The 15,141-nt window shown below is 46.5% G+C and carries 17 protein-coding genes; 12 read left to right on the top strand and 5 right to left on the bottom strand.

The genetic code is table 11. The features are described from left to right. Window positions 1–34 precede the first annotated feature (34 nt). Window positions 35–364, top strand: coding sequence for a hypothetical protein (locus BLQ13_RS24395; RefSeq protein ID WP_090924305.1), 330 nt, complete (start codon window positions 35–37; stop codon window positions 362–364). A gap of 64 nt (window positions 365–428) precedes the next feature. Continuing rightward, window positions 429–932: an SMI1/KNR4 family protein gene (locus tag BLQ13_RS24390; protein ID WP_090924304.1), complete on the top strand. Its 504-nt coding sequence runs from the start codon at window positions 429–431 to the stop codon at window positions 930–932. A gap of 126 nt (window positions 933–1,058) precedes the next feature. Here BLQ13_RS24390 and BLQ13_RS24385 read toward each other — a convergent pair whose 3' ends face one another. From BLQ13_RS24385 to BLQ13_RS24370, 4 genes are all read right to left on the bottom strand, one after another. Further along, window positions 1,059–1,736: a succinylglutamate desuccinylase/aspartoacylase family protein gene (locus tag BLQ13_RS24385; RefSeq protein WP_090924303.1), complete on the bottom strand. Its 678-nt coding sequence runs from the start codon at window positions 1,734–1,736 to the stop codon at window positions 1,059–1,061. 107 nt (window positions 1,737–1,843) lie between these two features. Further along, the gene (locus BLQ13_RS24380; RefSeq protein ID WP_090924360.1) at window positions 1,844–2,812 is read right to left on the bottom strand and encodes an ABC transporter ATP-binding protein; all 969 of its coding nucleotides are present in this window, start codon (window positions 2,810–2,812) and stop codon (window positions 1,844–1,846) included. 227 nt (window positions 2,813–3,039) lie between these two features. After that, complete coding sequence (locus BLQ13_RS24375; RefSeq protein ID WP_090924302.1) at window positions 3,040–3,840, bottom strand: ABC transporter permease; 801 nt, start codon at window positions 3,838–3,840, stop codon at window positions 3,040–3,042. Next, complete coding sequence (locus tag BLQ13_RS24370; RefSeq protein ID WP_090924301.1) at window positions 3,837–4,613, bottom strand: ABC transporter permease; 777 nt, start codon at window positions 4,611–4,613, stop codon at window positions 3,837–3,839. Before BLQ13_RS24370 ends, BLQ13_RS24375 begins: the two co-directional genes overlap by 4 nt. A 310-nt stretch (window positions 4,614–4,923) precedes the next feature. Between BLQ13_RS24370 and BLQ13_RS24365 the strand changes: the two genes are divergently transcribed. The 10 genes from BLQ13_RS24365 (at window position 4,924) to BLQ13_RS24320 (ending at window position 14,184) form a co-directional block, all read left to right on the top strand. After that, the gene (locus BLQ13_RS24365) at window positions 4,924–5,766 is read left to right on the top strand and encodes a DegV family protein (protein ID WP_090924300.1); all 843 of its coding nucleotides are present in this window, start codon (window positions 4,924–4,926) and stop codon (window positions 5,764–5,766) included. Window positions 5,767–5,986: 220 nt separating this feature from the next. Then, window positions 5,987–6,703, top strand: coding sequence for a response regulator transcription factor (locus BLQ13_RS24360; protein ID WP_090924299.1), 717 nt, complete (start codon window positions 5,987–5,989; stop codon window positions 6,701–6,703). A gap of 5 nt (window positions 6,704–6,708) precedes the next feature. Further along, a complete protein-coding gene (locus tag BLQ13_RS24355; protein WP_090924359.1) occupies window positions 6,709–7,644 on the top strand; it encodes a sensor histidine kinase in 936 nt (311 codons plus the stop codon). A gap of 188 nt (window positions 7,645–7,832) precedes the next feature. Further along, entirely contained in the window at window positions 7,833–8,756 is a 924-nt protein-coding gene (locus tag BLQ13_RS24350; RefSeq protein ID WP_090924298.1) for an ABC transporter ATP-binding protein, read from the top strand. Then, window positions 8,749–9,456 (top strand): ABC transporter permease, encoded by a 708-nt coding sequence (locus tag BLQ13_RS24345; RefSeq protein WP_167375836.1) that lies wholly within the window; start codon window positions 8,749–8,751, stop codon window positions 9,454–9,456. Before BLQ13_RS24350 ends, BLQ13_RS24345 begins: the two co-directional genes overlap by 8 nt. 118 nt (window positions 9,457–9,574) lie before the next feature. After that, on the top strand, window positions 9,575–10,387 hold the full coding sequence (thiD, locus tag BLQ13_RS24340; protein ID WP_090924296.1) for a bifunctional hydroxymethylpyrimidine kinase/phosphomethylpyrimidine kinase: 813 nt from the start codon (window positions 9,575–9,577) through the stop codon (window positions 10,385–10,387). A 288-nt stretch (window positions 10,388–10,675) separates the two neighbouring features. Next, entirely contained in the window at window positions 10,676–11,356 is a 681-nt protein-coding gene (locus BLQ13_RS24335; RefSeq protein ID WP_090924295.1) for a response regulator transcription factor, read from the top strand. Beyond that, complete coding sequence (locus BLQ13_RS24330) at window positions 11,353–13,116, top strand: sensor histidine kinase (RefSeq protein WP_090924294.1); 1,764 nt, start codon at window positions 11,353–11,355, stop codon at window positions 13,114–13,116. Before BLQ13_RS24335 ends, BLQ13_RS24330 begins: the two co-directional genes overlap by 4 nt. 21 nt (window positions 13,117–13,137) lie before the next feature. Further along, window positions 13,138–13,683: a CDP-diacylglycerol--serine O-phosphatidyltransferase gene (pssA, locus tag BLQ13_RS24325; protein WP_090924293.1), complete on the top strand. Its 546-nt coding sequence runs from the start codon at window positions 13,138–13,140 to the stop codon at window positions 13,681–13,683. A 15-nt stretch (window positions 13,684–13,698) separates the two neighbouring features. Further along, the gene (locus BLQ13_RS24320; RefSeq protein ID WP_090924292.1) at window positions 13,699–14,184 is read left to right on the top strand and encodes a DedA family protein; all 486 of its coding nucleotides are present in this window, start codon (window positions 13,699–13,701) and stop codon (window positions 14,182–14,184) included. A gap of 663 nt (window positions 14,185–14,847) precedes the next feature. Here the strand turns inward: BLQ13_RS24320 and BLQ13_RS24315 are convergent. After that, the coding region (locus tag BLQ13_RS24315) for an integrase core domain-containing protein (RefSeq protein ID WP_167375835.1) at window positions 14,848–15,141 on the bottom strand (294 nt) is incomplete at its 5' end.

Here is a 15,141-nt window from a genome sequence, read left to right as displayed (position 1 = left end):
TGCTTATTCCTATATATTAAAGGAGGGATTCGGCATGCCTGATGATCTAGAAATAGTCATAAAAGAGAGGATACAAGAGAGGTACAATATTCTGGCAGAACTTTATTCCATATGGTTTTCAGAAAGTGAGTCTGCCGTTGTTCCTAAAAGCGCATTCTACCAAACAGAACATATAGAAAAACATAGGGCGATAACCTATTTATCAGATAGAAAATATATTGTAGTTGATTCGGTAGAAAATGATGTTGAAATGGTGGCAATTACAATAACCTCCAATGGAATTGATTTTTACGAACAGGGATACCTGAGCGGAAAAGCTAAAGGCTTCCAAGTTGTATCTGATGTAAAAAGCATGGAGCAATAAAGAATAGAATCGCTGCTTCAAAATCGATTTCACAAGTTCAGTTTACTGATAAGGAGCCGTAAGGATGGAGTTATTCAAAGCGTTTAAAGATTGGTCTGATCAAAATGATGGCCAGATTGAAATATTTACTTCTGCGGGGAAAATGACAGCTATAAACAGGTTGAAACCTGGAGCAACGCAGGAGAAGATTGAGGATATTTCGAATTTCTTTTCTGTCTCATTACCTCCTGACTACATAGGCTTTCTACAAATATGTAATGGGGCCTCATTGTTTGAGCATCCTGAATATGGTGGAGAGGTTTTGTTGTACTCTGCACAAGATGTCATGCATTATAACGAACCGACAGATCGTAAGATTGCCGTGGCAAACATTGTTGATGATCGAATCTTGATTGATCTGGATCGGTGGCACTCCGGCGAGGAAGAATACTTATTACTATGTGAAAGTATGAATCCCGTTGATTTTTCAGGTCACTTTAATACTAATTTCAAAACATGGCTGGAGCGATTTATTATCTCTCAGGGAGAAAAATTCTGGTATTGGAAAACAGATCGGTATATTTTCTAAAGAAGGTTCTCTAAACATACTGGAATTCGTGATGTTGCATGGATAATACAAAAATAACACCCCCATTGCGCCCGTCGATGTCATTCATCGGCTTCTCTGCAATGGAGGTGGTTTTTGTTTTTTCGCTCAAGTCATACCTGCTTCTCGTAGAAAATGATGAACAATTTCCGTCTGGTACTTGATCCGTACAGCGCGTTTCAGGCTCCAGCACGTTTCCACGGTGATAGACTTCGCATGTAGCAACCTTGAAGCCGCTGTCCGAGCGGAGCCGGGCAACTCATGCCGCTTTAGATTAAAATGATGCTTGCCCACGGGTATAGAGCGGTTCATGCGCTCAATCACCCTGCGGCAGATCGGCACGCTGGAGCTACCTGGATTGGTGATCAGCGTTTGTCCAAGCACGCGTGGAGTGAGCTGTGACAGACCATTTGCCTCATGCAGATCGAGCCACCAGTCAGGCTGATGCTCCCGTGCAAGCTTGAACACGGCGGCTGCCAGTGGATGCTTCGATTTTCCTGACTTGCGGCGAGGAAAGGTGCGGTTCAGGTCAGGTTTGCCTCTGATTTTTTTCGCATAAGCCTGCTGGTTGACTCTCGGCACAATAATCAAGGTTCCGCTATGAATCACACGCCGCCCCGAGGCACAATCATCGGCAAGCTTCTGTGCAGCAGCCATGCTCGCGGTTTCATTGCCATGAACTCCGGATGTAATCATCATGACGGGTCCGGGATTCGTTCCACGCACGATGTAATAAGGCGTAGCATAGGGACTGGGTGCAGCAAGAACATGTCTGGTCACAAGCATGACCCTCACCTCCGTTACTACAGTACGTCATGTCCCTCTCTCCTGTAACGGCGTTTGAACAGCCCTATAACCCGTTTCACTATAAGATAGGCCAACCCTTAGATTAATCAATAGACTTTGTGTATAACATCCTCGAAGTCGGGTTCCTTCATCTCAATATCATCGATCTCTCCCCACTGCTCCAGCTCTTTCAAAACATCCATCGTACGCCATTCCTTCCGGTTCACCAGTGCCGTCAGCACCTGATTGTCCATACTTGTAACCTGAATGGCGGAAGGTAATGCATCTGGCAGTTGAACCCTTCCGCGGAAGGCGACACGGATCAATGTAGGCAAACCGATCGTATCTCGAAGGGAGGCGATGGTTCCGTCATAGGTCAGTTGTCCGTGGTTAATAACCATGACACGATTGCATAGCTGTTCGATATCATCCATGTCATGGGTAGTGAGCAGAATGGTTTTGCCAAACTCTTCATTTAATGTGCGCAAAAACTGGCGAATATTTCGCTTTGCATTCACGTCCAGTCCGATGGTGGGTTCATCGAGGAAAAGCAGTTCCGGATCATGCAGCATGGACGCTGCTAGATCTGCCCGCATGCGCTGTCCAAGAGAGAGCTTGCGAACCGGAGTGGCCCAGAATGATTCGAGGTCCAGCAGTTCAGCAAACTGGGACAACCGTTTCCTTTTGACATCCGAACTCACCCCGTACATCTCTGCCAAAATATCATAGGAATCCTTCACGGGTAAGTCCCACCAGAGCTGACTTCGCTGTCCAAACACAACGCCGAGCTTGCGCACTGTCTTGCGCCTTTCCTCATGTGGATTCATCCCGCCAAGCATCACCTCACCCGCAGTCGGGTGAAGAATGCCTGTCAGCATTTTGATCGTAGTGGATTTACCAGCCCCGTTGGGGCCGATGTAGCCAACAAACTCTCCTTGCCTGACATCAAAACTGATATCACGTACCGCTTCTTTGGTTACATACTGGCGTGAAAACAAGGTACGTACGCCTGAGAAGCGGCCTTCCCGCACGACAGGAGTTTTGAATTGTTTTTGCAGGTTGCGTGCTGTAATCATATTCATGTGTATTACGCCTCCTCCGTTAATTCATATAAATTGAAAAAATGATTTTACACAGACACTCCGATGACAGAATAACCTTCCAATCGCTGTTATCCCCAGATTTTTTGAATTCTTTTAATAAAGGTTAATATCCGGTGATAAAGGCGAGCGCTTCGCTTTTCCAGATTTTTTCTGTCCTCTCCGTTAATGTGTAAATATATCGTTCAACGTATATAACTTCTCTAACTACCCGTACTTTGATATTTAGTCATGCCGAACGCCCAGAAACGTAAGCTGGCTACCAGACATATCACGGCTACCGCAGCAATGACGGCCAACACCCAAGCACCGCCTTCACCGCGAAGCAAGTAGAGGGATGGAATATAGTTTACAAATCCTACAGGAATGACGGTCAGCAGAAGACCGGACATCCATTTGGGATAGAGGGTGAGCGGATATTGAGCCGCGGTACGGGCCGCATCCTCTGTGATGACTTGCAACTCTTCAATACGTGTCGTCCAGAAACCAAGTGTGGCTGTAGCGAGTCCGATAGAAAAAAGAATGATAGCTCCAGTCACAATGACAAACAGGGAGAGCGGAACAACCGTCCAGCCGATCTGCCCGCTGTGCATCATGCCCGCAAGCGACCAGCATAGAATGAATCCACCTTGCAGTACTTCACCGATCATGATGCGGAAGTTCTGCGGCATCAGCGCGAGCAGGACAGGCATCGGTCGTGTCAGCAGTTGATCCAGCTCACCGCCCACCAAATATTTTTCCAAATGATGCACTTCATTGCCGAATGTGCGATATAGCGTTTTGGATAATGTCATAATCGCAAAAAGATAACCGATCTCATGTAGCGACCAGCCCTTGATCGCACCGAATTTGTGCAGTACCAACGCGACCATCAGAAATTCGGAGATTTGAATCAGAGCGGCCAGGATGGCTCCCAGCACGAAGTTAAACTTGTACTGCATGCGGCTGCGGATGCTGGTTTGAATGAGTATTTTATATAAGTGGAACCACGAGATAGGTTTCATCCCCCTTGCACCTCCACTTTACGACGTAACACTTTGGTGACGGCAAGGCAGAGCAGGGTCATGAAAACACACCAAAGCAAGGTTCCCCATAGGAAGGAGCCGTCTTCAAAACCAAGGTAAATTCGGGTAGGTACATAGAGTAAAAAGGGATAGGGCGACAGCCAGGCCAGTTGTTCCAGCCAGTTCGGCAACCATTCCAGTGGGATGAAGAAACCAGCCATCAGGTTCATCAAGGCATGATTGGCCCAGTGTAGCCAGGATGATTCCGTAGTCCACATGGATGTGACACCGATAATATAGTTCATGCAGATGGACAAGTATGCTGCGCCAGCAAGTGCAAGTGCGGCATAGCCCAGAGTCCAGGCCTCTGAAGGCCATTTTAGGGAAAAAACGATGGAGTAGAGAAGGTAGATGGGAAGGCTTTTGTACACGAACTGGTAGGCGATCTGCCCCCATTCCCGTGCCATCAGGTGAGTAAACAGATGTACCGGACGCATGAGATCCAGTGCGATCTGCCCTGTCCTGACACTGAGCGGAATACCGAGTCCGTTCGTCAGGAAACCTGAAATCCAGAGTGACGATTGCGTGAATGCAATGTAACTGATCATCCCCTGCACCCCATATTCTCCAAGCTGGTGGTCGGCCCCGATGCCGATCCAGAGACAAGCATACATGTAACCAAACATGGCGCTTGCCAGGTTATGTACCATGTGTGCCCCGCGATATTGCAGGTTTCGGGCGTAGGCTTTGGAAGCCAACGTAAAATAAAGCATATGACACCTCCGATAAGTGGATTGAACGGCGGACCCGTTCACTTCAGTCAAGGCGAAAAAGAGAGAAGGACAACAGCATACCAATATATTCCTTCACAGGCAAGACATTTTTTTAGCGAATACTGGAACGTGAGGGATTGTTCATGAATGCGCCACAAGACAGGCAGGGGAGAATTCCTTTATAATGAAGAGGTAAGAGCGCAAGCGTTTACAATTGTGTTTATTCAAATTTAAAATAACGGCCGGGCATGTGCCTGACGACGGGTAGATGATTACCAGCACGAACAATCCGGCAAGAGAGAAGGATGTCATGAAGAAAATTGCATGGGTCACCGATAGCACCAGTACACTGGATTCCGCTTTTGCGGAGCAAAATCATATCTACATTGTGCCGCTGCGCATTGTATTTGGCGAGGAATGTTACCGGGAAACCGAAGAAATCTCGTCCGATACCTTTTATGAGAAATTGGCAACTTCATCGCGCGCGAGCAGTTCACAACCGCCGATTGGTGAGTTTATCGAACTGTATGAATCCATTAAGGATCAGTATGATGAGATTATAACGATTCATTGCTCCACGGCACTTAGCGGAACGCTCCACACCTCGATGCAGGCAGCGGAGATGGCAGGCGTGACGGTTACCGCAATTGATTCAAGGGCAGGCGCTTATCCTCTTCGCGAGATGATTATGCAAGGTCTGGAATGGCAGAAGCAGGGATGTTCCGCTGCCGAGATTAAACATCGTATCGAACAGATGATTGATAACATGTCTTTTTATCTGATTCCTGCGAGTCTTCAAAATCTTCATCGCAGCGGTCGTGTGACCGGGACACAACTGATTATCAGCCAACTGCTCAAGATACACTTGTTGCTTCGGTTCGAAGAGGGCAAAGTCGTAGTGAATGAGAAGATTCGTACGTTCAAACGTACAAAAGAGCGCATGCTCGAGATGCTGAAAAAAGACATGGAGAAGGTGAAACATGTGTGCATTATGCATGCAAACAATCACGACGAAGCCCATAGTATCAAACAGCAGATCGCAGAGTTACTTCCACGTTTGAGAACAGAAATCATGCCATTTATTCCAGTGGTGAGCATTCATGCCGGGGCCGGTACAATTGGATTGTGCTGGATTCGGGGAGAAAATGCATAGCTGCAAGATAACTGTTGATCCACATCGCATCGTTTAGTGAACGAACGCAATCATAAATAACGTCATTAATAAACCTGATGGAGCACACTTCAACCCGAAGTGCCTGCTTGGTCAGGTTTTTTTGATCTGTCATTGCCAATTTCATCAAACTGTGAGGTAATAAAGAAAACGGTCTTATAGAATAGCTTCATAGAAAATGTTTTATGCCGGAGGGGAGTTTATGTCAAGTCATCGCTTGTTGCTTGTGGAAGACGATCGTTCGATTAGTGAGATGGTTGGTCCCTATTTGGAAAAAGAGGGCTTTGACCTTAAATATGCCTATGACGGTCTGGAGGCAGAACGGCTGTTCAACGAGGCGAAGCCTGGTTTTGACCTGATCATTCTTGATCTCATGCTTCCGCATCGCAGCGGGATGGAAGTCCTGCAAACGATTCGCGCAAGAAGTCTGGTGCCCGTACTCATTCTATCTGCCAAAGATGGGGACGTAGACAAAGCACTGGGTCTTGGCTTCGGGGCTGACGATTACTTGAGCAAACCGTTCTCGCTGATTGAGCTGACAGCTCGCATCAAAGCGGCCATCCGCCGTGCCAATTACACTGCTCAGCCTGCGGAAGAAGAAGCCCACGACCACAGAATAATTCTCGGCGGACTTGTGGTGGACATGGAAACGTATGAGGTAGAGCGCGAGGGAGAGCCGATCAAATTAACGTCCAAGGAGTTTGGCATTTTAAAATTATTGGTCACCCATCCCGGTAAAGTGTTCACCAAGGCTCAGATTTACGCGTCCGTCTGGAATGATCACTATTATGGCGATGAAAATATTATCAATGTACATATGCGCCGCTTGCGAGAAAAGCTGGAAGTTGATCCTTCTGCTCCACGTTACATTAAAACGTTATGGGGCATTGGATATAAGCTGGAGGCGGAGCCGGTATGATGATGATGCTGTGGTTGCTTGCGGTATCAACGATCCTGCTTGCGTGTGCTGTTATTGCGTTTGGACTACGCCTTCATAAACGAAGTAAGCATCTAACGTATATTCACAACAAAGTGTCGGGTATTCTCGAACAGGGCACGTTTGAACGTCTGCTTGTATTTGATAGTGATGCACAGGTAAGCCGGCTGTTAAACGACATGAACCGGTTGCTTGAACACGCCCATCTGGCTAAGGCTGACTATGCCAACCAGGAGAAGGAGATACGTCATATGCTCTCCAACATTTCGCATGATTTGAAGACCCCGCTTACGGTTGTACTCGGGTACAGTGAAACGTTGCTGCACAGTTCATCTCTGACCGATGCGGAGCGGAGGGTAATGACGGAGAAAATACAGGATAAAGCACAGGAAGTGCTGCGCCTGATGCATTCTTTTTTTGATCTCGCCAAGCTTGAATCGGGAGACCGTCAGCTGGAGCTTAGCCGGGTGAATATCAGTGAGTTGTGCCGGGTAAAAATGTTATCGTTTTACGAATTGCTTGCAAAGCTCGGGTTACAAGTGGAACTGAGCATTCCAGAGCAGGATGTGTTCGTTCGCGCCAACGAAGAGGCACTGGATCGCGTGCTGGACAACCTGATCACCAATGCGATGAAATATGGCGCCGATGGCAAGGAACTCGGAATATCTATACTGAACAGGGAAGAAGAGCCCGTTACTGTGCAGGTATGGGACCGAGGAAAAGGTATCCCGGAACAGGAACACAGTCGTGTCTTTGAACGAATGTACACGCTGGAAGATTCCCGTAATCGGATGTATCAGGGCAGCGGTCTCGGCCTAACCATCACGAAGCGACTCGTTGAACGGATGGGTGGACGTATTGATGTTCATAGCGTTCCACATCAGCGGACGGTGTTTTCTTTTACGTTGGAAGAAATGTTGTAGGGCCGTAAAAGACTAACGATTCCAAGTTGCTGGTTATCCGGGTCAATTTACCAATGAAGTATCAGAGTAAATCAGAACGCGTTCCAACTTAAGGTTTTTGTAAGATTTGATTAATAAAAAAGCAGACTTTTTTCTTTACAATACAGTTATAAGCACCCCAGGAGGGGGACGTAAAGGAGAATGACCAGATGAGTTATATTGCACGGACCATAAATCTTACCAAGGTGTACGAAGGAACAGAGGTCGTATCCGGTGTTAACATGAATATTAAGCAAGGCGAAATCTATGGGTTTTTAGGGCCGAACGGAGCAGGGAAAACAACATTAATGAAAATGTTAACCAACCTTGTTAAACCTACTGCGGGTGAGATCGAACTCTTCGGCGAAAAGCTAAACCCGGACTCTTACGAGTTATTGAAACGAATGGGCAGTATTATCGAATATCCCTTTTTCTATGACAAACTGTCTGCATGGGAAAATCTTGATCTGCACTGTGAGTATATGGGGTTCACGAGCAAACAGATGATTGGGAAACATATGGAAATGGTCGGTTTGAAGGATGCAGGCAAAAAACCTGTGAAGGACTTCTCTCTCGGTATGAAGCAACGTCTTGGGCTGGCTCGTGCGCTAATCACAACACCGGAGTTGTTAATTCTGGATGAACCGATTAATGGGCTTGACCCGGTGGGGATCAAAGAGATGCGTGATCTCTTCAAACGATTGAGCACAGAATATCGCATTACGATGCTGATCTCCAGTCACATTCTGGGCGAAGTGGAGCAGGTTGCGGACACGATTGGCATCATTCGCGAGGGAAGGCTTGTCGAAGAAGTATCCATGGAGAGTATCCGTGGCAGTCACACCGATTATATTGAAGTACAGGCTGCAGATCCTAAGAAAGCTGCATACGTCGTAGAACATTTGTTGCATCTGAGCAATTATAAGTTGTTCGATGAGCAGACGTTACGTGTCTATGACCCAGATATAACGGCTTCCGATCTTAACAGCAAATTGGTTCAGCACGGGGTTGAGGTGGAGTCGATCTCTAAACGTTCGCATTCCTTGGAAGAGCACTTCATGGGTCTGATGAAAGGGGCTGATGACGTTGCTTAAACTCATTCGTCTGGAATGGCGCAAGCATCGCTTTGCCCGGAATTTTGTGGGTGCAGGCATCGCCATTGTCAGCATTCTTCTATTTATGATTATGATCGGTGTTACCGATTTCGGGGCTGAGGATTATGCCTTGGCCGATTACCACGGGGCCTTTACGCTAATTGATACATTTTCCAGAGCAGTGTTTATTATATTTGCTGGTTCCTTGATATCTAAATTGATCATTAGCGAATACAGGGACAAAACGATGAATGTGATGTTTACCTATCCGATCAAGCGGCATAAAATCATTGCTGCGAAGTTAATGTTAGTTTTTATTTTTACGTTTACGATGATCATGTTTACGGACATTCTAATGGGTGTGCTCCTGCTGGCGGCCAATCAGTACTATGGTTTTATTACCGAGCCTGTAGAATCTGTGGCTTTGGGGCAGATCGTGCTGAAATATACCATCAGTTCCCTCTCTGCCGCCGCCATGGCCCTGATTCCTCTATTCTTCGGTATGCGCAAGCATTCGGTGACGGCTACAATGGTTGCTTCCATTTTCCTTGTTCTCGTCGTATGCTCGGGTTTTAGCGGTTCCAATGGACCTACAATGTCGGTCAATAACATCATCGTGATTCCGTTGACCTTGGGGGCAATAGGCTTATGGATTGCTACACTTTCCATGACACGGTTGGAAACCAAGGACCTGAATTAAGACAGATCTCTTTTGTGCTGAAAAAGCATGGCTGCATACAGCCTCACATGCCATTGACATCCGCTCGTACAAGGGATAGGATAGTGTCAACTGAAACACGAAGGAGAATAGAACGACCATGACGATTCCAAAAACATTAACTATCGCTGGCTCGGATACGAGCGGTGGCGCAGGCATTCAAGCCGATTTGAAAACATTCCAGGAGCTGGGCGTATACGGCATGACCGTATTAACAACGGTTGTTTCCATGGAACCTGAGACATGGGATCACCAGGTCTTTCCTGTAGAATTAAATGTAGTCGAAGCTCAGCTTCGCACCGTCCTGGATGGGATTGGTTTTGACGCGATGAAAACGGGCATGCTCGGTTCAGTGGATATCATTGAGCTTGTTGCCAAACATATTCGCCGTAGCGGTCTGCCGCAAATCGTTATTGACCCAGTTATGGTGTGCAAAGGTACGGATGAGGTGCTGCAGCCAGAAAACACCGAAGCCATGATCGAATTTTTGCTCCCGGGTGCGGATCTTGTAACACCTAATCTCTTCGAAGCCTCCCAACTGGCGAAGAGCGGTCCGATTCGTTCCAAAGAGCAGATGGAAGCTGCGGCAGCGACCATTCACGCGCATGGTGCCAAACATGTTCTGATTAAAGATCGCGGTGTAATTAACCCGGGTAAAGCCATGGACTTGCTCTATGACGGAACCAATTATGATTGGTTCGAAGCTGATGTTGTCGGTTCCGGTTATACCCATGGTGCAGGTTGCACAACATCTGCAGCCGTTACTGCCGGGCTCGCTCGCGGACTTTCCGTGAAAGAGGCTGTACGTGAAGGGAAAGCATTTGTAACCAAAGCGATTGCTGGCGGGTTCCCGTTGAACCGCTTCGTTGGACCTACACTGCATGTGGCACATCGTTTGGAGCACCAACGTTAATCAGCGTTTGGAATGCACTTGTCCAGAATAGGACGGGCCGCATCAGAGCGCATAATTTGAATAAAGCATATCCCCAATTTCATCTCAGGAGCGGTCAACGAACAATGTAATACTAGTTGGCTGCTTCTTTTTTGCGTATTTTTGATAAAAAATAGTAACTTTTGGTATATATTAATCGTATATATGGTGGAGTCGATTACTCGGTATAACTGGATTGATCTGGCAGGACACACGAACGACACATTGAGCAGGTATGTTATCTATAGAAATAAAGAAGGAGAGTCGGTCATGATCAGAACCGTGCTTCTGGTAGAAGACGAAAGCCGCATTCGTGAGATTGTGGCCGATTATTTTATAAAAGAACAATGGAATGTTATTGAAGCGGAAGATGGAGTCCAAGCGCTGGAACAGCTGGCTTTGCATCAGGTAGACCTGGTCATTCTGGATGTACTGATGCCTGAAATGGACGGATGGACATTATGTGGTCATATTCGCTCTACTTCTGCCGTACCTATTATCATGCTAACCGCAAGGTCGGAAGACGATGACAAAATCCATGGATTCCAGTTAGGTGTAGACGATTATGTAACCAAGCCGTTCAGTCCCCGGGTTCTGGTTGCACGGGCTGAGACGCTGATGAAACGAGTGGAAGGTGCGATGGGGCGGGAGCAGGGGGTCATTCGTTTTGGCGATGTTATTCTCGATCCATGGGGTAGACGTTTGGAGAGAAATGGGATTGAAGTTGAGCTTGCACCGAAGGAATATGATCTGCTACTCTATCTGGCTCGGAATGCTGGCATTGTCTTATCCCGTGAAGCCATATTAAATCGGGTGTGGGGATTTGATTTTGAAGGGGATTCTCGTGTGGTAGATACGCATATCAAAAAGCTTCGCAGTAAACTGGGCGATGAAGCAAAGTGCATTCGTACTGTGATTGGTACGGGGTACCGTTTTGAGGCAGAAGAATGAGAAGAAATGGCGTAACGATGAAGCTGTTTCTGGTCATGGCCGGATTTGTGGTCCTGCTGTATGGGACAACGGTGCTTGCCCAACTGATCTGGTTCCCCGATTTTTACCAGCATCAGAAGATTAGCAGTATGAAAAAGAAGCTGTCCAAGTTTGAACAGCAATTCTCTGCCAGTCACTGGAGTGATATGCAACTCGCGAAGGAAATGGGCAGATTCATGCGGCAAAATCAGTCTCATCTCATTATTTTAACGAACACAGGCAAGCTGGTGGATGATCCCTTTCATATCACGCTTCTTCAGGAAGACGGCAAACGTGTGAAGGTATCTCTGTCGTTGTTCATTAATGGTGAAAACGCAGGCTGGATCAGGTCACATCTCAAATTTGGACAAAAACTGACCGTAAAGGGATCTTCCAGCGATCAGGGTAAAGCTGAGCCTACGGTATATCCCTTCAAAATTCAAGATGCAGCTTCTGCTGCATGGGGCACAGAAACTTTTCAAGAATCGTTGCTACCTGTGCAGGAATGGACGGGAGTTCTGACGGAGGTTGTGTTACCGGATCTTGCTACCTGGAGTCAGAGACAAGGCCTGCTCGTGCAGGCTCTGGACAGTCGGTTCCCGTTGTCGTCAGAAGATCAGCAAAAGCTGTCTAATGGCAAAATGATTAATGAAGAATGGAAGGAAAGCTGGAGCGGAGTGCGAAACGTCGTTACCATTGCTCCTGTGCAACGTGTCGGCGCGGAACAACAGTTGATTTTCTCGCTCACCTCCCTGCAGGAGGTTCGGGAAGCGAATGAGGCTACTCGTTTATTCTATGCATACTTCGGTATGGGCGCGTTTGTGCTGATTCTGTTGCTCGCCCTGTTATTGTCCAAAATCATAACGAAGCCGCTGCTCGCTTTGAATCATGTGGCGAAAAAGATGTCCACGCTGGATTTCACGGTGAGATCATCGATCCGGCGCAAGGACGAGATTGGTAGCCTTTCTGATAGTCTGAATGCTCTATCAGGCACACTGGGTCAGACGCTGGAAGAGCTTAAACAGGCGAATGAACAGATGCGTACCGATATGGAATTGAAACAGCAGATTGAACAGCGTCAGCGTAAGTTTTTTGCCGATGCTTCTCATGAACTCAAAACACCGATCAGTATTATCAAAGGATATTCTGAAGGGCTGAAAGACGGTGTGAGTGAAAACAAGCGGGAGCGCTACATTGAAGTCATTGTAGATGAAGCCATTAAGATGGAAACGATGGTTGAAGAAATGCTGGATCTGGTCCGACTGGAATCTGCTGCGATTCAACTGAATACCGGAGCGATTGCTTTGGCTGACATGATTGAAGATATTGCTGGGCGCCTCGGGCCTCAGCTGAAAGATAAAGGGCTTGAAGTGGTGCTTATATCCACGACGGAGCAGACGGTCGAAGGGGATCGAAGCAAGCTAGAGCAAGTATTTTACAATATTATGATGAATGCTATACGTCACGCGGTTCCGCAAACCGATATAATGATTGAGATTAACAGGCATGAAGGTTGTGTTCACGTCACGATTGAGAATAAAGGTGAACACATTGCGGAAGAGGAACGGCAATATATATGGGAGAGGTTCTACCGTGTAGAGCGCTCGCGCAATCGCAAAATGGGAGGGACCGGGCTAGGCCTGGCCATTTCAAAACAGATTCTCGATCTGCACGGATGTGGTTATGGAGTGGAGAATACACCGGATGGCGTACGTTTTTATATTACATTTCCTAAAGCCTAGTATGAAAGGAAGTTAAATTTTATGAAGTCTTTACCATCCATTTTAACCTTGGGGAATTTAAGTTCGGGGATGCTCGCGGTCATTATGGCGATTCATGGAGAGTTTGCCTTGGCTGTGACAATGATATGGGTAGCGATGTTCTTTGATTTATTTGATGGATATGCGGCACGCAAGCTTAATTGTGAAGGGGAATTTGGTAAAGCACTTGATTCACTGGCTGATGTCGTTTCCTTCGGGACAGCACCTGTGCTAATTCTGTACCTTAATTCGATGACTGAAGTTGGTATGCTGGGTATGGCATTGACAGCACTGTTCCCGGTGTGCGGAGCGCTTCGTCTTGCAAGATATAACTGCCAGAAAACACCAGTTAGTGGTTTTGTCGGAATGCCGATTACATTTGCAGGTGGACTGATGTCCTTCTTCGCTCTATGGAGTCCTTATTTTAATCATGCTGTAGCATATCTTGTTATTGTGGTATTATCCGGTCTCATGGTTAGTCAAATCCGTTTCCCTTCATTGAAGCAAATACTGCCCTCCCATGAGAAGGATATTGTGGAACCGAAATAAGGAGCGAGTTAAGTTATGGAATTTGCTAAAGAAATTATTAGTCAATATGGGTATTTCGCAATATATGGTTTACTCGCTCTTGGTGTTATTGGGCTACCGATTCCGGATGAGGTGTTGATGACCTTTGTCGGTTATCTCGCCTCGATCTCCGTTCTGGATTATTCCGTATCCATCGCTGTCTGTTTTGGCGGGGCCTTTACGGGAGGCATACTGAGTTATACGATTGGCCGAAAAGCCGGCAGGCCCCTATTTGATAAGTATGGTAAATGGATTGGGGTAAATGCCAAGCGATTTAGCAGGGTAGAAACGTGGTTTCTCAAATATGGGTCCTGGTCCGTTATTCTGGGTTATTTCATCCCAGGCGTGCGTAATCTAATGTGCTGTTTTTCTGGCATGAGCCGCATGAGGATGGGGAGATATGCTGTTATTTCTGGAATCGGTGCATTTGTTTGGTGCGTTCTGTTTATCTCCATTGGTTTCTATGTAGGTGTGTTAACCTAGATGGACAAGCCTAATAGCAGACGGAGATACTGTTGCAGAGAGAGTTCTGATAGTTGGTGAGATCGTCTTCAAGCTGTGCGTACAGTAGCAACAAATGTGTAGGAAGTTACTCAGTAAACTGACAAATACAAACTTAGGATGAAAGACCTCTTCGTGTGTAAGGTGGTCTTTTTTTTGTTGTTCTTCGAAACAAGATACCCAACCCAACCCAACCCAACCCAACCCAACCCAACCCAACCCAACCCAACCCAACCCTCTTATCTGTGCCAACCAGGGGGCCGATCTGATTTGCACATTGCAAACATCTGAGGACATCACTACCATACAGATGGAAACTCAGAAACAAAACATAAACGCAATACGGAGAAAGTAGAAATCTTCATTAGAAGTCTCCACAAACCTGCTAGAGTAAAGCCAATGAAATGTAAAACTCCTCCTTAAAATTCTAACGATCACAGATGAGCTTATTTGCACGATTTTGAGCTTTCTGAAATTCTAACGCTCACCAGGGAGCTTATTTCAACAAAAATACATGAAATAGGCTTGTTTTCGCTCCAAATTACCGAAATAAGCTTCCCTGAGATCGTTAGAGATTAAAAAGGTGTGATATCGGTTCAACCCCTTAATATTGGACACTAGCTAGCTTTTTCTCAGATTGACGCATCATAACGCAATGGATTTGGATTCTATGGTTCCTTCGTTGACCAGGCGCAGGTAATCTGTCGGCGACCAGTCGTGTAGACTGCCGTGAATACGGTCTTTGTTGTAATAACGGATGTATCGATCTACCTCGGAAAAGGCTTCTTCGTAGCTTTCGAAACAATGTCGTTGGTAACACTCACGTTCCAGAACACTATGAAACGATTCAATAAAAGCATTTTTATTCGGTGTTCGAACGGGTGTCCGCTCATGCTCTAAACCTGCTTCTTCACAGAAGTTATAAAACGCTTTGCTTAT

The organism is Paenibacillus polysaccharolyticus (assembly GCF_900102085.1).
GTDB classification, from domain to species: Bacteria; Bacillota; Bacilli; order Paenibacillales; family Paenibacillaceae; genus Paenibacillus; species Paenibacillus polysaccharolyticus.
The sequence above is the reverse complement of the archived record's forward strand: the minus strand, read 5'-3'. Positions and strand labels throughout refer to the sequence as shown.